The organism is Microcoleus sp. Pol7_A1, from assembly GCF_036701085.1.
In the GTDB taxonomy this organism is placed as follows: Bacteria; Cyanobacteriota; Cyanobacteriia; order Cyanobacteriales; family Microcoleaceae; genus Microcoleus; species Microcoleus asticus.
Genome location: NZ_JAUBQD010000049.1, coordinates 22,831 through 48,381 on the forward strand (window position 1 = coordinate 22,831; position 25,551 = coordinate 48,381).

General features: G+C 46.5%; 18 protein-coding genes. 10 read left to right on the forward strand and 8 right to left on the reverse strand.

Translation table 11 applies throughout. The features are described 5' to 3' along the window. From QUA20_RS23380 to QUA20_RS23395, 4 genes are all read right to left on the reverse strand, one after another. On the reverse strand, positions 1 to 4,087 hold a 4,087-nt coding region (locus QUA20_RS23380; RefSeq protein ID WP_333191551.1), incomplete at its 3' end, for a DUF4347 domain-containing protein. A 457-nt stretch (positions 4,088 to 4,544) separates the two neighbouring features. After that, positions 4,545 to 5,423 carry an inositol monophosphatase family protein gene (locus tag QUA20_RS23385; protein ID WP_333191553.1) on the reverse strand — a complete coding sequence of 293 codons (879 nt, stop codon included), beginning with the start codon at positions 5,421 to 5,423 and terminating at the stop codon, positions 4,545 to 4,547. Positions 5,424 to 5,521: 98 nt separating this feature from the next. Further along, entirely contained in the window at positions 5,522 to 6,646 is a 1,125-nt protein-coding gene (locus tag QUA20_RS23390) for a cupin-like domain-containing protein (RefSeq protein ID WP_172193195.1), read from the reverse strand. A 232-nt stretch (positions 6,647 to 6,878) separates the two neighbouring features. Continuing rightward, complete coding sequence (locus tag QUA20_RS23395; RefSeq protein ID WP_333191556.1) at positions 6,879 to 7,736, reverse strand: PfkB family carbohydrate kinase; 858 nt, start codon at positions 7,734 to 7,736, stop codon at positions 6,879 to 6,881. 71 nt (positions 7,737 to 7,807) lie between these two features. Here QUA20_RS23395 and rsmI point away from each other — a divergent pair, with 71 nt between their 5' ends. The 3 genes from rsmI (at position 7,808) to QUA20_RS23410 (ending at position 11,967) form a co-directional block, all read left to right on the forward strand. Beyond that, positions 7,808 to 8,689: a 16S rRNA (cytidine(1402)-2'-O)-methyltransferase gene (gene rsmI, locus QUA20_RS23400; protein WP_333191558.1), complete on the forward strand. Its 882-nt coding sequence runs from the start codon at positions 7,808 to 7,810 to the stop codon at positions 8,687 to 8,689. A gap of 101 nt (positions 8,690 to 8,790) precedes the next feature. Then, complete coding sequence (locus QUA20_RS23405; RefSeq protein ID WP_333191560.1) at positions 8,791 to 10,008, forward strand: glycosyltransferase; 1,218 nt, start codon at positions 8,791 to 8,793, stop codon at positions 10,006 to 10,008. Between the two features lie 255 nt (positions 10,009 to 10,263). Further along, entirely contained in the window at positions 10,264 to 11,967 is a 1,704-nt protein-coding gene (locus QUA20_RS23410) for a DUF262 domain-containing protein (protein WP_333191562.1), read from the forward strand. Positions 11,968 to 12,113: 146 nt separating this feature from the next. Here the strand turns inward: QUA20_RS23410 and QUA20_RS23415 are convergent, their stop codons facing one another. Beyond that, positions 12,114 to 13,097 (reverse strand): DNA cytosine methyltransferase, encoded by a 984-nt coding sequence (locus tag QUA20_RS23415; protein WP_333191564.1) that lies wholly within the window; start codon positions 13,095 to 13,097, stop codon positions 12,114 to 12,116. 69 nt (positions 13,098 to 13,166) lie between these two features. Between QUA20_RS23415 and QUA20_RS23420 the strand changes: the two genes are divergently transcribed. Continuing rightward, positions 13,167 to 14,432, forward strand: a complete 1,266-nt coding sequence (locus QUA20_RS23420; protein ID WP_333191565.1) for a folylpolyglutamate synthase/dihydrofolate synthase family protein — start codon at positions 13,167 to 13,169, stop codon at positions 14,430 to 14,432. Positions 14,433 to 14,437: 5 nt separating this feature from the next. On the opposite strand, the gene QUA20_RS23425 is transcribed toward QUA20_RS23420, so the two are convergent. The 3 genes from QUA20_RS23425 to QUA20_RS23435 all read right to left on the reverse strand — a co-directional run bounded on the left by QUA20_RS23425 (position 14,438) and on the right by QUA20_RS23435 (position 16,897). Beyond that, entirely contained in the window at positions 14,438 to 15,013 is a 576-nt protein-coding gene (locus QUA20_RS23425; protein ID WP_333191566.1) for a Uma2 family endonuclease, read from the reverse strand. Positions 15,014 to 15,405: 392 nt separating this feature from the next. Beyond that, the gene (locus QUA20_RS23430) at positions 15,406 to 16,689 is read right to left on the reverse strand and encodes a sugar ABC transporter substrate-binding protein (protein ID WP_333191567.1); all 1,284 of its coding nucleotides are present in this window, start codon (positions 16,687 to 16,689) and stop codon (positions 15,406 to 15,408) included. After that, positions 16,679 to 16,897: a hypothetical protein gene (locus tag QUA20_RS23435; protein WP_333191569.1), complete on the reverse strand. Its 219-nt coding sequence runs from the start codon at positions 16,895 to 16,897 to the stop codon at positions 16,679 to 16,681. The genes QUA20_RS23430 and QUA20_RS23435 overlap by 11 nt, the downstream gene beginning before the upstream one ends. A gap of 172 nt (positions 16,898 to 17,069) precedes the next feature. Between QUA20_RS23435 and pilM the strand changes: the two genes are divergently transcribed. The 6 genes from pilM (at position 17,070) to cobD (ending at position 25,198) form a co-directional block, all read left to right on the forward strand. Beyond that, positions 17,070 to 18,164: a type IV pilus assembly protein PilM gene (gene pilM / locus QUA20_RS23440; protein WP_333191571.1), complete on the forward strand. Its 1,095-nt coding sequence runs from the start codon at positions 17,070 to 17,072 to the stop codon at positions 18,162 to 18,164. A 413-nt stretch (positions 18,165 to 18,577) separates the two neighbouring features. Beyond that, a complete protein-coding gene (locus QUA20_RS23445; RefSeq protein ID WP_172186161.1) occupies positions 18,578 to 19,483 on the forward strand; it encodes a PilN domain-containing protein in 906 nt (301 codons plus the stop codon). Beyond that, complete coding sequence (locus QUA20_RS23450) at positions 19,480 to 20,283, forward strand: pilus assembly protein PilO (RefSeq protein WP_333191572.1); 804 nt, start codon at positions 19,480 to 19,482, stop codon at positions 20,281 to 20,283. Before QUA20_RS23445 ends, QUA20_RS23450 begins: the two co-directional genes overlap by 4 nt. Before the next feature lie 369 nt (positions 20,284 to 20,652). Further along, entirely contained in the window at positions 20,653 to 23,043 is a 2,391-nt protein-coding gene (locus QUA20_RS23455) for an AMIN domain-containing protein (protein WP_333191574.1), read from the forward strand. A gap of 718 nt (positions 23,044 to 23,761) precedes the next feature. After that, entirely contained in the window at positions 23,762 to 24,052 is a 291-nt protein-coding gene (locus QUA20_RS23460) for an HU family DNA-binding protein (protein ID WP_172186158.1), read from the forward strand. Between the two features lie 15 nt (positions 24,053 to 24,067). After that, positions 24,068 to 25,198, forward strand: a complete 1,131-nt coding sequence (gene cobD / locus QUA20_RS23465) for a threonine-phosphate decarboxylase CobD (protein ID WP_333191577.1) — start codon at positions 24,068 to 24,070, stop codon at positions 25,196 to 25,198. Positions 25,199 to 25,551: the final 353 nt, after the last annotated feature.

Here is a 25,551-nt window from a genome sequence, read left to right on the forward strand (position 1 = left end):
TCGGCGTTGGTGTCGGAGTACCAGTTGTCGGTGTCGGCGTTGGTGTCGGAGTACCAGTTGTCGGTGTCGGCGTTGGTGTCGGAGTACCAGTTGTCGGTGTCGGCGTTGGTATCGGAGTACCAGTTGTCGGTGTCGGAGTACCAGTTGTCGGTGTTGGCGTTGGTGTCGGAGTACCAGTTGTCGGTGTTGGCGTTGGTGTCGGAGTACCAGTTGTCGGTGTTGGCGTTGGCGTCGGAGTACCAGTTGTCGGTGTCGGCGTTGGTGTCGGAGTACCAGTTGTCGGTGTTGGCGTTGGCGTCGGAGTACCAGTTGTCGGCGTTGGCGTTGGCGTCGGAGTACCAGTTGTCGGCGTTGGCGTTGGCGTCGGAGTGCCAGTTGTCGGCGTTGGCGTTGGCGTCGGTGTCGGTGTCGGCGGTGGTGGTGGCGTTGGTGTTGGTGTTGGCGCTACATCGTTATCCGTAATCGCCACTGTCACCCCTGGAACCACAACTACATTATACTTAGCATCACCGCCACTCACACTGTGAGTGATATTACCGCTGTGCCCCCCTTCCACAAGCGTATCATCAACAGCTTTCACCGTAACGGTTTTAGCGACATCCCAATTATCCGGAGTGAAAGTCACAGGGGCGAGAGCCTCTATCTCCTCACCTGTTGTGAGAGTGATAGTTACCGGGGCGATCAGCTGCGATGTTAATTTGAGCTCATAACTGCCATTCGCGCCCCCTTCTGTAGCAGTTGTACTCGTAGGTGTAATGCTGACACCTGCTGTGTCGTTGTCGTTAATCGCTACACTGACATCCTGAATAGTTGTGCCGCTATACTTAGTGTCGGTACTGGTAACAGTGTGAGCGATCGTGCCGCTGTGCGTGCCTTCGGCTTTGCTATCGTCGGTAGCGGTGACAGTGACAGTTTTGGCAACATTCCAATTCGTGCTGTCAAAGGTAATTGTCCCGATCGCATTTATTTCACTTCCGGCATTAAAGTTAATGCTTACAGGGACGATCGGCTGCGACGTTAACTTGAGCGCATAACTGCCCGTCGCGCCGCCTTCTGTAGCAGTTGTTGCCGTGGGAGTAATAGAAATACCAGCGGTATCATCGTCCTTATTGCTGAGGCTAACATCCGCTGCATCTAGCTTATAATTCGGATCGGTGCTAACAGCAAGCGCTGTGACAATTTTGTAGTCAATATTGCCGTCAACAATGCTATCATTGACCCCTGTTACTGTCACCGGCTGCGGTGTATTCCAGTTAGCCGGAGTGAAAGTTATGCTATTAGTCGAAACTGTTCCCTCTGCAACATTTTCACTGTTCAAACCGATAGTCACATCAGCAGTCGGCTGAGTATTCAAAACCACAGTAAAGTTAGCCTTGGTGCCATCTTCACCAGTAGTTAATCCCGCCGTCGGATTCACCGTAATTCCCGGAGTTTCATTGTCACTGTTGGTGACGGTGACATCTTCAGGATCGAGGTTATTGTAATTAACATCGGTACTCACAGTAGCAGCCGTGACAATTTTGTATACTAGAGGGCCATCAGCTACTAAATCGTCAACACCACTCACTGTTATTGTTTGCGGTTGAGCGTAGTTAGCAGGAGTGAAAGTTAAGCTATTAGTTGAAACTGTTCCTTCTGCAACATTGGAACTGCTCAAACCGATGGTAACGTCAGCAGTGGGTTGAGAGTTGAGTTTGACTGTAAATTCTGCCTTGCCACCAACTTCACTTGTAGTTAATGCTGTTGGGTTAATAGTAAAGCCAGCTTTGTCATCATTAGTAATATTTGTGGTAGCGGTAGCAGTGGTAATTGTCGGTGTTACGCCCGGGCCTGTGGGATTTGAAAGGGTGACGGCAATGGTTTCGTCGGGTTCAACTAGGGTGTCGCCTAACACATCCAGAGTAATGGTTTTGGATGTTTCATCTGCGGCAAAATTAATTGTGCCAGTAGCAGCAGTTGCCCCAGAAGTGCCACCGATGTTGTTGTAATCGCTGACGTTTGTAGCTGTTCCGGCGATCGTATAATTGACGCTACTTGCCCCGCCTGTGTTGCCGCTGCGAGTCGCAGTGAAAGTCAGAGTTTTTGTGCCGCTATTGCCTTCGGGAATGCTGGGAGTACCGGCGGCAATGGCATAAGAAACAGTACCGTTAGCAGCAATAGTTAGTGTTGTTTGTTTTGTTGTACCTGCAACTCCTCCGGTGATTGTGCCAAAGTTGAAAATTGCGGTTTCGGCGTTTTCAGGGAGATTGTCAGGCTTGATAGTAACTGCAACAGTTTTGGTGAGTTCCGCACCTGTTGCACCTGCGGGGAATGTAATCGAGGTAGGCGAAAAGGCGTAGTCGGAATTTTCGGTGGCACTGCTGCTGGGGTCGATCGCAATTGGTACTGTTACATCAGCAAACGGAGTGCCGCCGCTGATGGTGACGGGAATATTAACTACTGTGTCTGTTGTTCCTTCTGTACCGCTGTAGGTTGCCGCACCAAAATTAACTGTATTGGGTGTATTTAGCAGCACCGAAACGTTATCTGAACCGTTGTTAGCTACTGCCAAATCTGGGAGAGTGTCAGCATTAAAGTTGCCTGCAATAATGGAATTTGGATATGTCCCTGCAGCAAAGTTAATGGGTGTACTAAAACCGCCACTGCCATTGCCTACTAAAATTGCAGCGCCGCTGGTGCCTCCTACTGCTAAGTCAAGTTTGCCGTCTCCGCTAAAGTCATTCGCAACAATGCCTTGCAGCTCTGTCCCCGCGCTAAAATTAGTGACTGCGCCAAAGCCACCAGTGCCATTTCCCAATAGAATTGAGACTTTGTTAGAAGAGCCGCCGTTAGCTACGGCTAAGTCGAGGAAATTGTCTCCGTTAAAGTCCCCAGTGGCGATCGAAGTTGGACTTAGCCCAGCCCCAAAATTAGTCGCTGCACCAAAGCCGCCAGTGCCATTCGCTAAAAAAACAGAAATGTTGTTAGATAAACTGTTCGGCACAGCTAAATCGGAAAAAGTATCTCCGTTAAAGTCCCCCACTGTCATGAAAGCGGGAACTGACTGCACGGTTAAGTTTGTGTTGATATTAAATGGCCCGCTACCGCTGCTATTTGCCAGCAAAATTGTGACAGCGCCAGAGGGATTGCCAGGGCTTGAACTGGCTAATGCTAAGTCTGAAAAGTTGTCGCCGTTAAAATTCCCAACTGCAACCGATTTAGGAGATACTCCTGCGGGATATGGAGTGGGGCTGCCAAAACCGCCCGTACCATTTCCTAAGAAAATAAAGAGGGCGCCACCAGTGCCGCTACCCACTACAGCCAAGTCGGGGAAATTATCATTGTTAAAATTTCCGATCGCGATCGATGTGGGATTTGACACCGCCAAAGTAGGAATAGGCGCAGGATCGAAGCCACCAGTGCCATTGCCTAACAGGATAGAAACGGTGCCAGATCCTTGGTTTGTTACAGCTAGATCGGGTTTGCCATCGACGTTAAAATCCCCCGTAGCAATACCGTAGGGATTTGTCCCCGCGCCAATATTTGTGGCCGCACCGAAGGTGTTCAAAACGTACTCGTAAGCTGCTAACACTTCGGCTTCAAATACTAACGACGTTTCTATTTTCCCAGTTCTCACTTCCAGTTCCCAGTCCCCGCCCTTTGCTAGACTTCCCGTGAGGTTTTGGGAAGCCGCAACCGATGCCCCGGTTAACTCACTCAACCGTTTGACAAATGCTTTTCCTGTCTCGCCTGCTGCTACTGAGCACCCGTACAGCAGGATATTCGGTCGATTTTTGCTCCTTGAGTCGGTTCGTGGCGAAAACCACTGCTGTAGAGAATGCCGATCGCACTCTATATCATCTAAACTCAAGCTACCGTCGCCCAATTGCAAGCTACCCGGAGCACCGTGAGAAACAATGTGAATGCTGTCAATATTGGTACGAAGAGCTAAAATTTGAGTAATTTGGTCGATCGCATCCCGGTTCCCATCCAAAACGACTACTTCCGTACCCGGTGTTACCCCGGCAATCAAACTTTGATAATCTTCAACTTGAGGATCGATAAAGGCGATCGCACTTCTTGAAACTTGATTATTTAAATTTGGCATAATACACCTATTTGATAGCTAAAAAAAGACAATAATTTCCCTGTTTCGCGACTTGCGTCCGAAACATTTCTGAAGGTTGTAGTAACCATAACTGTTTTTTATGAAAATCTATATAAACTTTTCTTTATAAACACTTTTTTAATTAAAGTTTTGATAAAAATGGGAAATTTTATTAAGTAATATTACGGATGAGCCAGCGCGAGGTAGATGACATAACACAAAAACCGTTCAATAGCAAGTGTGATGATACTGAAATATTAAGAGCGGGATTTTTGATACATATCTGCGATCGGGTTCCGCCGGGGTTGAAACCCCTGGGGGACTTTCGGGCAAGGGTGGGGGCGGGTTTACGAGATAATTGGTATTAGGCAATTATTTAGGGTAAAACCCGCCCCTAAAACTTATTCGTTACAATCTTTAGGGGCGATTCCCTACGGGATAGCTTCGCTTCACGCACTTACTTCAAACTCGCATCTATCCCTGCTAAAATCTCCTCAGCTTCCCTGCAAATAGCAGCGTGACAGCAACCGTTACTCGCCAACAATCCCCCCCACTGACTCACATCTCCGCGGTTATATTGCAAAGCAGAACCGTCAAAACGAGTAAATCGACCGCCCGCTTCCGTCAAAATTAATTCCGGTGCCGCTAAATCCCAATCTTTCGGTGCAGACTTTCCCGAAAGCGCAATATAAACATCAGCTTTTTGTTCCACAATTGTCGCAATTTTACAGCCAATACTGCCGACAGCTAGTTGATTTTGACAAGGCAGTTTGTGCAATAATTGATTAAAGCGATCGCCCCGGTGACTGCGGCTGGTTACTATAGATAAATCTGCCACTATATTTCGCGCAGAAACCTGCAATTTGACCGCAGAACCGTCCCGATTTTCCATAAAAGCACCCGCATCGCGGATTGCGTAATAAATCTTTTGCTGTTGGGGCCAAGCCACAACTGCTAATACCGGTCTTCCCTCAAACGCTAAAGCAATGTGAACGGCAAATTCCCCTGTCCTGTCAATAAAATCTCGCGTTCCGTCCAAAGGGTCAATAATCCAAACCCAACTTTGAGGTAAGGGAACTTGACCGTTTTTTTCTAAATAAGATTTGTAAGTTTCTTCGCTGAGATAGCCAAATTCTGCATTCCCTAAAGCCGACTGCAATTCGTCGAGAATGTAAGAATTGACAGCGACATCGGCGGCGGTGACGGGGCCATCTTTTTTCTCTTGGATATCGAGGTTAGGAGTGTTGCAATCCTGGCGATAATAGGATTGTAGGATATCTGATGCACTCCAGGCGATCGATCGGGCAATTTCGCTGATTTCTTCGAGAGTTTTCATGAATTTCTTTTTTTTGAGCCGCAGATAAACACCGATTAACGCAGATTTCTGTAGGGGCGGTGCCCCGGTGCCCGCCCCTGGGAACCATACATTAGCAATTACCAATTAATATGAGGATATTTCCATTCATAATAATTGGGAAATACAAAATTAGTAAACGAAACCGAAATACTAACTTCCAAGGATTTTACATGGTGCCACCAACCGACAGGAATAAAGATAGCCTCTCCCGGTTCCAAAATCACTTCAATAATTTTTGCATCTCTGTAAAGCGGGTATTTGTCATAATCGGGATTTTCGCCGTCAACTTTGCTGAAAACGCCGACGTGATTGTAAAGCAGAGGTGTTTGCTGCGGAGAAATCAATTTAATTAGTTTGCGACCCGACACTTGAGCTAAAATTAAATTAACTGGGTCGTGGTGGAGTGGCGTAATCGTGCCTTTCGGCCCGAACCAAAAGAAAACTCTACCTTTTGTATCCGTTGGATTGAGGTATTCTGGGAAAATTTCAATGTCGTTAAATAGCGGTTTAAATTCCTCTCTTTCCAGAGTTTGGTTGTTAGCAACCATGTAGTAGTCGTTGCTAGGCCCGCCATTGACCACCATCTCTACATATTTCCGGAAAAAAACAGTTTTTTTGTGATTTTCTATCTTAATTTCGTAATTCGGGTCGGAGTTGCGGTTGGCTTGAATTTGTACCTCTGCATCGCCGTATTTTTGCTGTAAATACTCCGGCGTCCACAACTGCAACGCTTTCCAGTTGTGCATGATATTGGTAATAATTACTGGAGTATTTTTGGCGTAGTAATTTTCGAGAAAATACTCTCTAGAAAGACTGCTTTTGCGTTCGATTGTGCCAAACTTGGAAGACAAGGCAGCTAATTGATTGTTAATCCTGAGATGCGATTCTAATTTCTGCAATAACTGCACGTAATGGCTGCCTGCTTGGAAGTAGGGATGAGAGGATATTTCCCTAACTTCTGCGGTGGCTGTTTCCGCATCTATGCCGGTATTTATTAGCGCTTGAATGATTTCTGCATCGGGTTGATTTAATAATTTGTTCGCCGCCACCCACTGTTTCATATTGTCGGGGACTTCTTGTTTGCTTGGGGTGAGTAGATTGGGCAAGTTTTGTGTCAGCCATTCTAGGTTAACTTGCTGTTGTTCTGTTAGGGTAATCCGCAAAGGGGGAAGGGTGATACTTAGAGGTTGGGTGTCAGACATGATTCGGGTATGTTGTTTTGGGAGTGTTTTGTGTGACTTTAACTTGTCTTACTAATATAGCAATTTTGTTAACGAACCGCGAAGGCGCTAAAGGCGCGAAGGAAGAGAAGAGAGAAGTTCACAAATTTTGTCGAGGTTGCTGTCAGGATTTTAACTCAACAAGTGTTGCCTGTTCAAGTTTTCTAGCTTTGAGCGGTTTTAACCGGATAGTTTGGTTAATTTTAATTTAAAATTAACCCTTATTTATCCAGGCGCGGGTTCCGAAGCTTTTGCAGGAATCGGAAGCAATTTTAGCTGCTGCGTTGAGAGTATCTGTAAAGTTATTTTGCAGAATGTAGTGACAGAAAGCCCCGTGAAAAATATCGCCGGCCCCTAAAGTGTCTTTGGCTTGAATTTGAGGTGTTTCTATATAACCGTAAGTGCCACTGCTGAGGTATAAAATTGATTTTTCGCCGCGAGTGATGGCAATATTGGGAATTCCGGCTGCTGATAGGTAAGCAAAAACTTGGTCTGAATTTTCGCACTCGGGTGGATGAAAGTTATCCGAACATACCGCCCATTCTATAAAAGGCAATATTTCCTCTAATCCGGGTTTCCAACTGCCACCGTCGAGGACAATGGGAATGTTTTTTGACTTGGCAAGTTGAGCAATTTCTTGGCTGGCTGCGATTTGATGTCCGTCAACCAGTACAATATTAACGGATCTTAAAATATCCTGATTAATTGTTTGACTGTCAACTTGCGATTTCGTAGCATTGATGGAAATTACCGATCGATCGCCCGTTGCTTCAGTTACAATAATCGAGGAAACTGGCGGCGAGTGCGATCGCCCGGGTTCCAAATCTATTATCCTGACATTATACTCCGCTAAGTCTGCACGAATTAATTGGGCGATCGCGTGAGTGCCCAAAACGCCAGCCCATACCGCCGCATTCCCCAAATAGCTAAAAGTGACCGCAGCATTCGCCGCCGGCCCGCCCGCAGCAATGGTACAATCAGAAGCAACAACTTTCTGATTTTCACCTGGAGGCTTCCCGGCCAAATAAACTAAATCTAAAGTTGCCAATCCCAAAAACAATCCCGTTTTCATATCTTCTTAAATATGTGGCATGGGCGTCCCGCCCGTGCTTTATCTGCGGTTAAAAACTTCAAAATATCAAAATGCAAGCAAATCCCAATACAGGAACACTTTACATCGTAGGAACCCCGATCGGCAACCTCGAAGACATGACATTTCGCGCCATCCGAATTTTGCAAACAGTAGACTTCATCGCCGCCGAAGATACCCGCCATACAGGCAAACTTTTGCACCATTTCCAAATCAAGACCCCCCAAATCAGCTATCACGAACACAACCAACACCAGCGACTCCCCGAACTCCTCGACAAACTGCATTTAGGCAAAGATATCGCCCTCGTCACCGATGCCGGAATGCCCGGGATTTCTGACCCCGGTTCCGAGTTGGTCAAAGCTTGCGCCGATGCTAATATTAACATTATTCCGATTCCCGGCCCGACCGCCTGCATTGTTGGGATAACTGCATCAGGATTACCCACAGAGAAATTTGTATTTGAAGGTTTCTTACCCGTGAAAGGTCAAGAACGCCAACAGAGTTTAGAAGCTTTGCAAATAGAATCCCGCACTATAATATTATACGAATCTCCCCACCGATTGCGGCAAACTTTACAAGATTTAGCAAATAGTTTGGGAAGCGACAGACAGATTGTGCTGGCGAGAGAGTTAACTAAAATGCACGAAGAGTTTTGGCGTGGTAGTATGGAAAGTGCGATCGAGCTTTACACCAATCGCGAACCCCAGGGAGAATTTACCCTCGTAATTGCCGGCATTCAAACAGCCGCACCAATATTTTCCGAAGACGCCATCAAAGCAGAATTGCAAACATTAATTGCAGAAGGCATAAGTCGTTCCCAAGCCAGCCGCCAGCTAGCGCAACAAACCTCCCTTCCCCGCCGCCAAATCTACCAACTCGCCCTCACAATTGGCGACAATGAATCAGTAGAAGAACCCTTGGATGAATTATGAATATCTCTCTTCTATTCTCCTCTGCGGCCTCTGCGGTTCATTAAAAAAATCTTGATTCACAAAAAAATAACATTGCAATAAAATCATACCAAAAAACTTCTATGGTACGCGGAAACTACGATCGACAAAAACCATATTTACGCAACCCCCACATCAACAAACCAATAGCCGAAATCTATGCAGACTTAGACGCCTTTAGCTGGGAGATATTTGAAGACCAACCCCACCGCTTCGATACCGTCAGTTTCTACGTCTTGCTTCCTCCACTGTTTTACGAAGGGCGTTTCATCAAAGGAATTTATTTCAGCGAAGCAGTCGAACTCATCAACAAACTATTTCCCCAACTTTCCTCAGTATTTTTATCTTTCACCTATTCCCCCGGCACATCCTATTCCTGGGCTCCCATAGCTGACGCCTACTCCAGTTTATACAAAAACCCGCAGCGAGATAAGTGGTTTCGCGAAACTTATCCCGATCGCGCCCACAAACCAATCATACCACTGCAAGACACCGACTTCATCAACGAATACTTAATTTCCCCGCGCAACGTCCCCGCCAAAGACATCGACCTCCTTGCCGTCGCCCGAATTTCCGAAGAAAAAAATTTGCCAATCATAGCCAACGCCTTAAAAGTTTACCGCCAAAAATATCCGCAAAAACCCATAAAATTAACAGTAGTCAGCGGCCACGAATTTGATGCTAGCAACCTGAAAACTCTCGACGAGTACGCATTAAAAGAATGGCGACAAGTCGAGGAAATTTTAACAAATCCCTCCGACTACATTAATTTAGTGCCGAGAGTAGACTACTACAGTGAAATCCCCACATATTATTCGCGAGCACAAGCATTCGTCCTCGGTTCCCTCCTCGAAGGAAAAAACCGGGGAATTACCGAAGCAATGAGTTGCAACGTACCAGTAATTTGTTTTGAAGAATTCAACCAATACGCCAGAGGAAACTCGCCTGTTTTCCCCGAAGGTGCGGGTCTTTACGCCAAATTTGACCCAGAATCTCTCGCAGATACTATATATACAGTATTGGAAAATCAAACAGAATTCCAACCGCGATATCAGTATTTAAAGCATTGCGGGCGGAAAAACTTTTTCAATACTTGTATAGACAGTTTTCCTTATTATCAGCACAACATTCCCGACTACAAGCCGGGAGATGCTATTAATAATTTGTGGTTAGATTTAGCAGTTCAACAAAATTATCAAGTTAGTTTGAACAGTTTTTTGTACGGAGGTTCTCCCTTGTCTCATATTCGCGGGACAAATGCGATTCAGCACAATCTCCGCGAGTTAACAAAATTTTTATGATAATTGGAAATTCATTAACACGATTTATACAAAATCTCCGTTAAAAGATTCTTTTACCATTACCAATTACCCATTACCAATATGTACCTCACTTGTTTAGTCGTGGATTAAAAGCCCAGTCTGCTTCGGGTTTTTAAACCGAATTTGGTATCACCCAGCTTACCCTGCTCCTATTAATAATAATTAACATTTTCTATGTTTATACTGATACACTAGAAGTTGTAAACTAAAGGTGTACTTATATTCAGTATAAACATGAAAGCATCCGAAACCAGTCTACGCAATTTATTAGAAGGTACTAAGCAATTTCAAATCCCCCTTTTTCAACGACCTTATTCCTGGACCGAAGACAAATGGGAGACTCTCTGGGAAGATTTGATGAAACTTTATAATGATGAAGGAGAAGGTTCGTATTTTTTAGGAGCTATTGTCACTCAATCAATACATGGAACAGCAGATGGCATATCTCCTTATCTGGTAATTGATGGGCAGCAGCGTCTGATTACTCTTACTATTTTATTGGCTGCTATGTGGGATCATTTAATAAGAGAAAAAAAGACAGATCTTGCTCAAGAATTATACAATCTCTATTTAATTAACCAATATAAAAAAGGCGAAGAATTTTATAAAATTTTACCTACTCAAGAAGATAGAGAGGCTTACCAAAGTATTCTCCAAGATAAAAAAACAAAAAAAGAAGGAGTAACAAAAAAAGATCAGATATATGCCTCTTATACGTTTTTTAAAAAACAGCTTAAAAAGCCTAATAAAGATGAAGATTTTACACTCGATATAGCCAAATTTAAGGCCGTCATTTTAGAGCGCTTAATTCTAGTCAATATCACTTCTGATGATAAGGACAACCCTTATTTGATTTTTGAAAGCTTAAACTATAAGGGACAAGAATTAACCCAAGCTGACTTAGTTCGCAACTATATTTTCATGCAATTGCCTCTTGATAGACGAGAAGAGATATACAAGAATACATGGTTGCCTCTTCAAGATAAGTTCAAGGCTAATATGGCCCCAAAAGAATATGCGGGTGAGCTCACAACTGCATTTTGGTTTTATTTGCGTAAAGACGGCACATCAGTTGGCGAAAAAGAAGTTTATAAAGAAATTAAAAATTTTTTTGATCGTGCCAAAGATGACAGTGAAGTTAAGTTGAAAGAACTTGTCCAATTTGCTAATTACTACCAATGCTTAAAGTTTTATAATAATGAGCGTGAAGAGCGTCTGCAACGTTGGTTCGAGCGATTGATCCGTTTAGACTTCACTACTTGTCATATTTTTCTACTCAACGTTTATCATAAGTATGAACAGAAAGAACTTTCTCTTGAAAACTTTGAAAAAATTCTACGTTACTTAGAATCTTATTTTGTGCGTCGTTGGTTTGCTAACGTTTCCACAAGAAGCTTAGGCAATGTATTTAATAATTTGTACCGTGAAGTCGAGAAAGCCAATCCTGATGATTTGGTGGAGGGACTGCGGAAAGTTCTGGGTGGATACGAAAAAGCCAAAATCTGGCCTTCAGATGAAGAGTTTCGCAAAGGTATTCTCAATACCCCTGTTTATGCCCCCAGGGGTTCTAACGACCGAGTTAAACTTATCCTGGAAAGTTTAACTGATTCACTTAGCAAGGAGCAGCTAAATAAGCAAAATCTAACCATAGAACACATTATGCCCCAAAATTTAAAAAACTCCCAGTGGCCATCCATGCTAGGTGCAAATTCTGCTGAGGTACACAAGCAGTTTTTACATACTTTGGGAAATCTTACCTTAACAGGGTACAATACAAAAATTGGAAACAAACCCTTTGATGAAAAGAAATCCATTTACCTAGAATCTAATGTTTCCCTGAATAAATACTTTCAGGATATAACAATTTGGAATGCTCAAGCAATCAAAGAACGTGTTCAGAAGCTAGCCGACATAGCAATCCAAGTTTGGCCGCGATAGGGATGTCGATATTTATCAAAGATTTTAGTCTTAGGTTGACACCAATGGTCGCATTTGAGCCCCGCAATTAGAATTACAGCTAAAATCGACAATCCTTACAACTTTACCAGAGATTCTCAAGGGTAAAACTAAAAAGGATGTTAATTTCATAATGTCGAAATATCGGCAAAAATCTTACTTGCCAAAACTCTCGCCAAATTCACAGGAACAGCATTGCCGACCATTTTGTATCCATCAGCAATATACTTGTACTTAAAAATAAACTCATCCGGGAAAGTCTGAACTCTCGCGCACTCTCGCACAGAAAGCCGACGGTAAGGCAGAGGGGAATTGGGGTCAAAAATGCGTTTGTCTTTGCCAACCAAAATCATTTTACTAGCTTGAGGATGGAGAGGTGCGTGTCTGCCGCTTGCCTGAATTGTAAAAGAAGGTTCTGACCAACTTCTCACTCGATTTCGCGACATATAAATACTGGAAAATCCCAAATCGGCACATTCGTGATTGGGAATAAACGGGTGATAGTTATCTACTTTACCTTTAATTGGAATTGGGGCGATCGACTCCAAATCAGAAATCGCATTTCTCAAAGTCAAAACCTCATTCCCAGGTTCGGGAAACTCAAAACCAAAACCGAGATTTTCCCGATAACCGAGTACAATCACCCTTTGCCTGTCTTGCGGAACACCAAAATTTTTAGCATTCAACAACTTGTACGAAACCCGATACCCGATCTCCTCAAACTGCGATAATATATAAGTAAAAGCTTCCTTGTTTCTGGGAGCTAAGATACCGCTAACATTCTCAGCTAAAAAAAACCAAGGCTGCTTGTCCCGCACAATTCTGATATACTCCCAAAAAAGCTGACCCCGACTGTCATCAATCCCTCGTTTAGCGCCGGCCGCACTCCAACTTTGACAAGGAGGGCCGCCGATTATCCCAATACAGTTGGGAATTTCATCAGATTTGATTTTTCTGATATCTCTGCGATCTAAAAGAGTTTCAGGATTGTTAAACTCGTAGGTATCCCAAATAGACTTATCATATTCATTCGCCCAAACCGGATTAAAGCCAGCTAAGCGAAAACCCAAATCTAATCCGCCACAACCCGAAAACAGAGAAATAATATTCATACCAATCGACATCTATCTCCTCTCTTCCTTCGCGCCTTCGCGATTCGTTAAAAAATCCAATAATCCTCAATGAATGCAGAATCCATCCTTCAATCTTACCAACATTTCGGCGTCCATCTCGGCTTAGAAAGAATTCACCAACTTCTCCAAAAACTAGACAACCCCCACCAACAAGTACCCATTATCCACATTGCCGGCACCAATGGCAAAGGTTCCGTTTGCGCTTATGTCTCTTCCGTACTAACAGAAGCAGGCTATCGAGTTGGGCGCTACACATCCCCGCACCTAATCGATTGGACAGAAAGAATTTGCATCAACCAAAAACCGATTTCCCCAACAGAATTGCAACAGTGTCTAGAACGAGTTGTCGCCGCCACCGAAAACAACACCGAAACTCCCACTCAATTTGAAATAATCACCGCCGCAGCTTGGCTGTATTTCGCCGAACAAAAAGCAGATATTGCAGTCATAGAAACTGGATTGGGCGGAAGATTAGACGCGACTAATGTTTGCGAAATACCACTCGCCAGCGCCATCACATCCATCAGCCTCGAACACTGGCAAATACTCGGCCCCACCCTCGCCGATATTGCTGGGGAAAAAGCCGGAATTCTTAAAGCAAAATGTCCGGCAGTGATCGGAGAATTGCCAGAATCAGCTAGAATAGTAGTAGAAAAACGCATTCAAGAATTAGACTGTCCGGCAATTTGGGTAAAACCAGCAATAGATTTAGGACAAGGATTCGCAGAATATCAGTTAAATCAAAATCCGGTTAAAATAAAATATCAATTGCCGCTGCTGGGAAAAATTCAACTAATGAATTCAGCAATTGCGATCGCAACTTTGCAAACTCTCCAAAACCAAGGATGGCAAATATCCCCAACCGCCATCGCAAACGGTATCGCCAAAACCCAATGGCCCGGAAGACTCCAGCCGACAACTTGGAAAAACCGCAATATATTAATTGACGGCGCGCACAACCCAGCCGCAGCTATCGCCCTGCGTGAATATGTCGATCGCCTGAACAATCACCCGTCACCGATTAACTGGGTAATCGGGATTCTTGCGACTAAAGACTGCGATGATATTTTGAAAGCATTACTCAAAAAGGGCGATCGACTTTACTTAGTACCCGTACCCGATCAAAACTCATCATTCCCCGCAGAATTAGCCACCCTCGCTCAAATTATCTGCCCCGAAATAACTCTCTGTCAAGCCTTCCCCGACTTAACAACGGCGTTAGACGCTGCTGTTACAGGTGACAACCTAACAATTCTTTGCGGTTCGCTTTATCTCGTCGGCTATTTTCTGCAACAACAACAATCCCAAGTTTAAACGCATCAGAATTGTGTTTCTTCCTCCGTAAAGATAGGAGGCCACAATTCCGAAACGGGCAATTCCCAACCGGGAAAAAGTTCTGCTACTGTTAAGATATCGCCATTTCCTAAAACAGTCGGTTCACCTGTAAAGCGATAAATAGTCACTGTTTCTTCATCAGGATCGATCAGAATTCCGACGATCGCACCCAATTCTATAAACTTCAAAACCTTGGTTTCTATAAGCTTAATGCGATCGCTCTGAGATTTAATCTCAACCACCAAATCGGGGACAAGTTCTCCAAAATAACGCGGACTTTGGCGCAAGCGGGCGGCGCGCACAAAAGAAACATCCGGTGCTTTGACATTCGTATCCGGCATGATGAAACCGCCTGCGGAGTCAAAGACTCTCCCCAAGCGACGGGGATTTATCCAAGCGAAAAGAAAGGCGATGAGACGGCTACTGATTTCACTGGATACGATGTCTGATGGCCCCATAACTGAAATTATCCCGTCTTCTAGTTCAATTTGGTAATCTAAACCAGCTTCGGAAAAAAGGGTTTGAACGTGGTTTAAATCTTTGAGTGTCATCGCTGGCATAAGAATTTTCTCCTATTCCGATCTAAACTTTGATTTTAACACGAGTCAAATTCATGAATATTTGAGGAATTTAGGCTATTTTTGTAGAAATCCTCAATCAAGCTGAATGGAGAAAGGCGATCGCACGGGATAAAGAAACCCGGTTTCTGGGATGAGCGATCGTTCTTATCAACAAATATTTACCTCTCAAGTAGTCGAGCTTGACCTATCGAGTTTTCTCTTCTGACTCCGCCTTTTGAAGAGGCGGTAATTTCATCCTTCGATAATAACTTAAAAGCTGATATCTGTTTATATATGGCGACACAGATTTCCATTATTTAATAATACGTCAAGTCGCCCAAAAAAGCAAGGGGCGAGATCAAAAAAAATTCCGCCCCAGCTTCAATTAAAAACTACCTTTGATCCCAAGCCTTAGCCGCATCAGCCACAGCTTGGTCTACCGACTTCTCATCCAACATTGCCGCCTGCAAATTGTCATAAATCGCCTTTTGCAGCTTCTTAACATCCTTCAAAGGCGGAATCAATAGCTCGGCGGAACTCAAGCCAGAAGCACTAACAACGCGAGCTCGATCGGCTGCGGGAGCATCAGTCGGAACGTTCTTAAAATAATCGTCCTGCAAAGCCTCAACCGTAGAAGGCAAAACATTAGCAGCCTTTGCAAAAGCCAACTGATTTTGAGCATTAGTGACATACAGAGCAAACTTGACAGCATCATCAGGGCGCTTGCTGTCGCGGGGCACAACCAAATTCATCACCGCCACAGTCTTCTTGCCTGTTTCCCCCGTAATTTGAGGCGCAGCAGCCGAAACAGCACCAATACTCGGCGCATTCTCAGCAATCGCCTTCAAAAACTGAGGCCCGGAAGCTAAAAAAGTAGTTTCCCCAGCTTGATAAAGCTCGATCGCCCTGCGGTGTCCCTGCACCAAAACATCCTGCGGCAAAAGTCCGTTCTTGTACAAATCCACCCAATACTGAAAAACAGCTTTCCCCTTAGCAGTATTAAAAGCAGCCTTGCCTTTAGCATCCACCAAAGGCACACCCATCTGCACGAAAGATTGCAAAACTTCCGCCGAATCTTCCGGCACAAAAGTCACAAAAAAAGCAAACTTACCAGTCTTTTCCTTCACCTGCTTGGCAACAGTTGCCAACTCGGCATAGGTAGCAGGAGGCTTAGCAATTCCAGCCTTCTTCAACAACTCCGTATTGTAAATTGTCACCCCAGTCGTGAGATACCAAGGAATGCCAAAACTCTTGCCGTCGAGCATACTAGCTTTCCAGATATTTGGGAGATAGAGCGATCGAACTTGCTGCGGAATCCGAGAATCCAAATCCAGCCAAGCATTGCGTCCCGCCAACAGCGAAGCAAAATCGGGATTCAGGTTCACCACATCCGGCGCAGTTTTCGCCGAAACCGCGCCCAAAATCTTGCTTTCCATAGCCGACCAAGGAACGTCCACCCAACGCACCTTTACCCCCGGATTTTCTGCTTCAAAACCGGCGATCGTCTTGTTGAAATACTCAGTAAACTGAGGTTGAAGTTGCATAGTCCAGAACTCGATTTCCTGCGTATTATTTGCCTGGGAATTAACAGCCGGCTTGCTGCAACTCACCACCGCAGCCAGCAGCAGCCCCACCAGCCCAAAAACAGCAAACAGTTGCCAAGATTTACGTTTCATAGAATAAAATTTGAGAGTTATGGGAACCGTTAGAGAAAAAAGCGATCGCCCGAATCAAGCGCGATCGAGTCCGTAACAGAGTTTTGTACCTGGGCCCAGGAGCGAGATAGTCTGTTTTTTTGCAGAATCGGCAGGTTTTCGGTCGATCGAGCTGGAATTTATTGACATTCGCAGCAGAATAGCTATTGTCAAGTAAATTGGATAGCATAAAATCGGAACTAGCGATCGCGCAACACAGACGGATCTGCGCAGCTACGGCGGGATACCGAGATTGCAGCACTCTTGCGGCAGTTGGAAACCAACCCTCCAACACCGGGCGCGCTGAATCAGGCTGGCCAACTACAAAAGAAAAAAATAGCAATTACCGGCGACCCAATCACATGGTTAACTTTTTCAAAGGTCTACTTTCCCAACGCCAGCCAGGAATCGGGATCGAAATAGCCCCAGACCGCATCAACATCATTCAGCTCGAAAAGAAAGCTCAGGCATTAAAATTAGGCATCCTAGCCTCAATAGAAGTTCCAGAAGACTATGTACAAGAAGGACAAATAGTCGATCCGCCAGGAATGGCAGAACTAATAAAAGCCGTCCTCGCCGAAAACAAAATCAAAGCCAAGCGAGTAGCCACAGCCATTCCCGGCCGCGAAGCCGTCATCCGCCTCATCCCAGTTCCCGCAGAGCTCAACGAAGAAGAACTGCGGGATTACATGAACGCAGAAGCAGGACTGTACTTGCCGTTTCCCAGAGAAGACGCCGACGTAGACTATCAAAAAATAGGCCTTTTTGTAGATGACGACGGAGTAGAAAAAGTGCAAGTCGTGTTAGTAGCAACCCGCAGAGAAGTTACCGACACATACATCGAAACCTTCAAAGAAGCCGGACTGATTATAGACGTACTAGAAGTAACCAGCTTTGCCCTAATCCGCACCCTCAAAGAACAACTGCAACAATTTTCCTCCCAAGAAGCAGCAGTTCTCACCGCCATAGAATTTGACAGCACCGAGTTAGCTATAGTAGTGGACGGCATACCTCAGTTCAACCGTACCATCCCGATCGGCACCTACCAAATCCAGACCGCCCTCAACCAAGCTATGAACCTGCCGCCAACCAGAGACACCAGCGAACTGCAAGGCATGACTCTGCCAGTCACAGATACAATGGGCGCGTCTGGAGACGCCAATCCCGGCACAAATGCGATGATTAAAGTATTGGGAGAACTAGCAGACGAACTGCGCCGCTCAGTAGACTTTTACCTCAACCAGAGCGAAGAACTTGAAGTAGCGCAACTGCTGCTAGCGGGTCCTGGAGCTGCGATCGGCAAACTAGACGAATTTTTCATGCAAAGATTAAGCTTGCCGGCATCTCAAGTCGATCCCATCGAAACCCTAGGACTCGAAATCAGCGAAGAAATTACCCCAGAACAGCGAGCAGGTTTAGGAGTCGCCCTAGGTTTAGGACTGAGGGAGGTGATGTGACCTAACAGTTTTAGGTCGGAGAAAAACCGATTTGAGAATTTTAGGTAAAAACCCCTGCCCAAAGAAGAAGGCAGAAAGCAGAAGGTAGAATATTGGAGGTAGAAGGTAGAAGGTAAAAGGTAGAATATCTCTGAGGTAGAAGCAGCCCATTCCTTCAGTAGAAGGAAGAAAGTTGTTTCTTTCTTCCCTAAATAAATCCTTCACTTGTACCAGCAATCTTGGGTTCTGTCAAAAATCTAAAATTTCAAATTTAAATCTATAGCAACAGCCAAGACAGTTAGGACCTTCTTAATTGCTGAAACATAAGCGGTCGATTCCTTCTTACTTCTACCTTCTACCTTCTACCTTCTACCTTCTACCTTCTACCTTGTGCCTTCTACCTTCTTCCTTCTGCTATAAAATCGAGTGAAGCCATGTACAGCCTAGATATTAATTTTCTCAACGATCGGCCGGACTACAAACCTGTCGCAGCAGCCAAAAGCTCAGCTAAAAAAAGTTCCGGTGGAGCCAAAGACCAACTGCCCCTAATTGGGGCGCTGCTGTTTGCCTTCGGCCTCAACGCCGCAGTCATGGGCGCTTGGTGGTGGGCGACTAACGACAATACCAACTTGGCCGCACAACAAGCAACCATCGACGAAGAACTGGCAAAGTTAAACACTCAAGCCAACACCATCAAAGCCATCAACGCCGAAACCGACCAAGTTACCGCCGAATACAAAGCATTAGCCGGAGTATTCGACCAAATTAAACCTTGGTCGGCGATGCTGCAAGACCTGAGTGCCCGCACTCCGGCGGGCGTGCAAATTGCCAAAATCGAGCAAATCGACCCCAGTCCGTCCCCCGTTGCAGCAGCACCCCCTCCCCCCGCAGCAACTCCCGCTGCCTCCCCAGGGGCGAGTCCGTCTCCAGCCAGCCCCACCCCGGCTGCTGCTCCCGCCCCCGTCGTTCCGCCGCCGCAGGCAGCAAAAGTACAAATTTCAGGGATAGCCAGTACCTTTGCTCAAGTTAACGACTTTATGTTGCTAGTCCAGCGCTCTCCTTTCTTCCTCAACACCGATACCAAACTGGTAGCGGCCACATTAAAAAACAACCCCGCACAATTACAAGTGCGCAACCAAAACGCAGCAGCACCAGCAGAACTTCCCAAACTGCGGCCGGTGGTGGAATATAAAATTGAAACAACGCTCAGCCCGACGGGAGCCTCCGAGTTGCTCCCCGAGCTGCGGAGCAAGCAAGCAGACGGGCTAGCAATACGGATAGAAACACTTCAAGAAAAAGGAGTGCTAGAACCACAAAAACCAGAGGTGAAAAAACAATGACAGCAGCAAATGAGTTTATTCCCAGCGGCGGAAAAGCAGAAGAGTCCTCAGCTAAGGAAATATTCGGGATTAAGCTGACGCCCCAAGTCCAAGCAATCGGCGTCGCGGTTCTAGGTCTCGGAATTGCCGGCTACCTCGGCTACCAGTTCGTACTGCCCGAATTCCAAAAAAGCGGCGAATTCAAGCAAAAACTTAGCGAAAGCAAGCAAACGCAACTGCAATTGCAAACTCAAATTCAAAGAAAGGCAGAAGCAGAAGCAAAGCAAGAAGAAGCAAAACAGCGCCGCGCCAACGTGACGGCAATGTTTGCCAGCGACGCCAGCGCCAACACGCTTTTGCTGGACATGACCCAACTGGTTAATAGAATCAACGCCGGCGTGCAAGGAGATGACCTCAAGGCTAAAATTACCAAATTTGAGCCGGATATCCCGCCAGCAGCAGCAACGGCCGCGCCGGGAGCTCCAGACCCAGATATTCTGGCCGATACATCCTTCGGGCCGTCCCTGGCTGGCAAGCTCAGACGCAAAAAATTTAAGGTAGAGTTTGAAGGGACTTTCGCTCAAACCCGCAATTTTATGCGTAACTTGGAGTTGATGCAGTCGCTGTTGGTAGTGAGGAATTTGAAATCTGAATTGCTAGCATCAAATCAGGCAATTGAAGTTGACTTTTTGAAAGGGAAAATAGTTCCTGTGGAGCAGCCGCCAACTAAAATTAAAACTGCTTTTGACTTGCACGCGCTGCTGCCATTAAAGCAAGAAGAAAAAGCGCCAATTGCGGCTCCGAGTCCTGTTGCTAAGTAGCGGTTGTTTGGCGGATATTAGCTATTATTCCCAAGTCGCTATTTCACAAAAATGGAGAAGGCAGAAGGTAGAACTTTGAAGATTGAAGGTAGAAGTCAAAAAATTAGGAATGCCATCAAATAATTTATTATATGGCACTCAAAAATTCGGTTTCAGACCGAATTTATTCTAATATCAGTTCCAAAAAATAATGAAACTGTAGGATAGCTTCTAACCCTTATATCATCAGTTATTCCTAATCGAAAATCTAAAATCGAAAAGGGCATAACTTCTCCTTTCAAAATCGAATCGAGAATATTTCAGTCAGTTTAGCAGCTAGCGACAAAAGACTGCTAACAACAAATAACAAAGTGTAGTTGAGGAGAGAACGTGAAACAGCATCTACGGTTAAGTGGAGGACTCTTATGCAGCGCTGCAGGAGTTATCATCGCCCAAGCCCCCGTCTTGGCAGTGCCGACTCAAGTCACAGGAGTGCAAGTAAGTCAAGGCAATAATGGGGTAAATATTGTCCTAGCTACGGAAAAGGGCGATCGCCCGCAAGTTTTCGCCATCAATAACGGCAATACTTACCAAGCCACAATTATTAACACCCAGCTTCGCTTGCCACAAGGCAACAGCTTCCGTCAAGATAACCCCGCCCCGGGAATTTCTTCAGTAGAAATCAGCCAGGTAGAGGCTAACAGCATCCGCGTTGTGGTGGCGGGCACCAACGGAGTTCCCAACGGACAAATTGTTCCGGGACAAGGCCAAAGCATCGTCCTCAGCGTTGCCGGACAGGGCGGGACTGCACAGTCTGCCCAAACTGCACCTCCGCCGCCTCCGGGACTGCCACTGAGCCAAACAGCTCCCCGACCGGCTCCCCAAATTCGCACGTCGCAAAACCCAGGCGTGCTGCTGCCAAATCCCGAAGTTACTGTTACCAGAAACGATCGTCCGCCCCTCCCCAGCGAGATTCAATCTCAGACAAATCAGGCGCCGCCTTTCCAACCGCGGGCCGTGGCTCCCCCCTTGGGAGATATCGCGGTGTCTAACATCGCCCCCGGCGTGGGAAATATTGAACTGAGTTCGGGAGAACGCATCCCCCGCTTGGTGTTGCGGGATGCCCCAGTCCGGGACGTTTTGGCTCTGCTGGCCCGCGCTGCGGGATTGAACATCGCTTTTACAGGCGGCGGGGCACCCGGTCAACCCGGCCAACCCGCGGCTGCACCGGGAACGACAGGCTCCGATGAAGGGCCGAAGATTTCCTTGGACATCGAAAATGAGTCGGTGCAAGATGTTTTCAACTACGTGCTGCGGATTAGCGGGCTGCAAGCTAACCGCCAAGGGCGGACGATTTTTGTAGGGACTAGCTTGCCGATCGACTCGCGCAATATTATCATTCGGACTCTGCGGCTCAATCAAGTTCGGTCTACGGATGCAGCTAACTTTTTGAGCGCTCAAGGCGCGGAAACTCAACTGCCGATTACTCGGGTGACGATTCAAAGCGTGGGCCAGGGAAATGCTGCGCGGGATGTGGAAATTAGGGAACCGGACATTAAGGCGATCGGCGCTAGGGAAGGCACCGGGCCGCTCTTGCTGAGGGGACTGTCAGTGCTAGCGGATTCTCGGCTCAATTCCATCACTTTGGTGGGCGACCCGCGCAAGGTTGACATGGCTGTGGCTTTCTTGACGCAGCTAGATTTGCGCCGCCGTCAAGTGGCTGTCAACGTCAAGGTGATCGATATCAACTTGTCGGGAAACAACACCGCTAACAGCAGTTTCTCTTTCGGAATTAATAACAATTTCTTTGTCAATGACGGCGGGGCGGCAAGTCTCAATTTTGGTGGCATCAATCCGCCCAGTAGGGACGCTGCTGTTGGGGGCCTAACTAATCGACCGATCGTCGGCAACCCAGTAATCGGGGAGCCTTTCTACGATCCGAACGGCAGGCTACTTAACGTACCGCTGACAGCACCCGGCGGCGGGTTGTTCGTGCAGCCGACAGCGCCGATTACTGATGACCCTAGGCGAGTTGGGATTACCGATTACGAGCCGTTTGAGAGAGACTTAACCACTGGGGAGCTAACCTCTGTGGGAAGTGCGACTTTCGGCTTGTTCCCGCTTTTCCAATATCCCAGGAGGTTCCTGTCTACTTTGCAGGCACAGATTCTCACCCAGAATGCCAAAATTCTGACAGATCCGACTCTGGTTGTCCAAGAAGGGGAAACGGCGAATGTGAATATTACTCAAGAGGTGCTTAGTAACATCACGTCGGAAACGCAGACTACCGGAAATACAAGTAACACAACGGTGACGGCAGTCAAAGACAGGGCTGGTTTGCAGTTGGGGGTGGCGATCGATCGAGTGGACGACAACGGTTTTGTCTCTCTGCGGGTGAACCCGATCGTCAGGGGAATCGGCGTACCTCAAAACCTCGTCACTACCGGTAATAACACCAATCAGATCAGACTGCTTACTGAGCGATCTTTGCAATCGGGGCTAATCCGCCTGCGGGACGGCCAGACTTTGATTGTTTCGGGGATTATCAGCGACAATGAACAGATTGAAGCGAGCAAGATTCCAATTTTAGGAGATTTGCCGATAATTGGTTCCTTGTTCAGGAGAACCACTAAGACCAACCAGCGGGCGGAAGTGATTGTATTGCTGACTCCGCAGATTTTGGATGATAGCGATCGATCGAACTTTGGCTACCAAAACAACATCAGTCCCGACGCGCGCCAACTGTTGCAGCGCAGCCAGCCCGTCCAGCCGAGGCAGTAGAGCGAAGGAAGAGGGAAGAGGGCATTGGTGTCAACTTGACGCTCTTTCCCCTCAGTCCGACAGGGGTTGAAACCCCTGCCTCAAAGCTAAAGTCCTCTAAAAGAGGACTTTAGAACTCATTAGTCCTCTTTTAGAGGACTAGACATGACTCTTTCAGTCGTCTTCAGACGACTTCAGCTATGAGACAGGGACTTCAGTCCCTAGCGGGTTTCGGGAGAATGAAACAGCCCTGCCCCACGGGGGAAGGAAAGAGCAGGAAATGAAGAAGGAAGAAGGAAAAAACTTTTCCTTTAGCCCTTGACAAATGACATTTTATTCTTTCGGTTTTTCATTGTTTTCAGAGAGCACATCCACCGAGGCGAGAAATCTTCTCTCCAAAGTGGTATTTTTTTACCTAATTTTGGGTATTAATTCTAAAAAGTTGCCAAGTTCCATATAAATTAAAGGTTCCACCGATCCATAACGGTCGGCAAGACTTTAGAATAATGCAGTGAAAATTAGATGCTGTGGGGTTTTCAGCAATTAGAAACAAAAATTCCTTTTCTGACCAATTACCCTAGGGTAATTAGTATTCAGCAGGAGTTTTGAATTGGGGAAGCGGACAGGAGCCAAAGGGAACAACCCAAACCTCCCAAGCCACACCCCCATGCAGTTGATAACTCACAGCTAATAGTTGAACTCTGTTTGACGTATTTTGCAAACCCTGAAGGAGTGCGCAATGAACAAAGGTGAATTGGTTGATGTAGTGGCGGAAAAGGCTAGTGTCACTAAAAAACAGGCAGATGCTGTTTTGAGTGCAGCCTTGGAAGCAATCATGGAAGCTGTCTCCGACGGCGACAAGGTGACGCTGGTCGGTTTTGGCTCGTTTGAATCGCGGGAACGCAAAGCCCGCGAGGGTCGCAATCCCAAAACTGGCGACAAGATGGAAATCCCAGCAACCCGAGTTCCTGCATTTTCCGCAGGGAAGTTGTTTAAGGACAGAGTTGCACCGCCGAAAAACGCGGAATAACTGGCGAACTGAGTCTTGATTAGACCTGTACACGGTGGGAATTTAGCTTGGGCAGCCGCACTGGCAGGCTGCCCTCCCTCTGCTATTCTCGATTTTTCTGCGAGTATCAGTCCTTTGGGCCCTCCTGAGTCGGCCCTGGATGCGATTCAAGCACACTTGAGCAGTCTGACGGCTTACCCAGACCCGGATTATGGAGAGCTCAGGACTGCTTTGGGTGAGGCTTTGAATGTTGACCCGGATTGGATTTTGCCGGGGAATGGTTCGGCGGAATTGTTGACTTGGGCAGCTTGGGATTTGTCGAAGCTGGAGGCGACTTATTTGGTGACTCCGGCTTTTGGCGATTACTGGCGGGCTCTTTCGGCTTTCGGGGGGAAGGTGCTCAAATGTCCTTTGGATCTCCAATTGTTGGACGCGGAGCCTGTTCGCCCGTTAGAAACGGATGATTTGTCGGTTTCTAACCGTTCCCTTGTCTCCCCTTCTTTCCATCTCCCGGTTCCTCTTGCTCTCGATGCCGATCGAGGTTTACTCCTGAACAACCCGCACAATCCTACGGGTTTGCTGTTTGATAGGGAGGCGATTTTGCCTTATGTGAAGCAGTTAGGTATGGTGGTGGTAGATGAGGCCTTTATGGACTTTCTACCGCCTTCTGAGCAGGAAACTTTGATCGATGCTGTTGAGGAGTTTCCGAATTTGGTGATTTTACGATCGCTCACTAAATTCTATTCTCTGCCGGGATTGCGGTTGGGCTGTGCGATCGCCCATCCCGATATTCTGGCCCGCTGGCAGTTGCAGCGCGATCCTTGGCCTGTGAATGCTTTGGCTGCTGCTGCTGCTGCTGCTGTAGTGCGAGATACTGTGTTTGAGCGGCAAACTTGGGATTGGCTGCCTGTGGCTCGCCGAGAGCTATTTGAGGGTTTGGCTAATTTACCGGGTTTGCAGCCTTTTGCCGGGGCGGCTAATTTCTTGTTGGTTGAGTCGTCGATGTCGGTTTCTTTGATTCAAAAAAGTCTGTTGGAACGACACCGGATTTTGATTCGGGATTGTTTGAGTTTTCCTGAGTTGGGCGATCGGTTTTTTCGGGTGGCCGTGCGCTCAAGGGCGGACAATCTGCGACTGATTGCTGGACTTGCCGAAGTTATTCGTTAGCTGACAGTTGACAGTTGTCAGTTGACTGTTGACAGTTGACAGTTGTCAGTTGTCAGTTGACTGTTGACTATTAACAACCAATAAAAGTTGACAAACCGATTTTATTGGTCGTTTGAGCGGACATCCCCAAGAAACCCGGTTTCTATGATAAATATTGGGTTTTGCAGCGAAATATCTAGGAAGAAACCGGGTTTCTGACCCCGCGCGCGGATCGTCGTAAACTACTAACTAATGACTAATGACTACTGACCGAAAGCATCCAGGATACAAGCCCCCGGATTCATCCGTCCAGAAATAAAAAACCTGTATCCGATAAAGGAACCCCCGAATTTATCCGTGGGGTCAATGCTTGA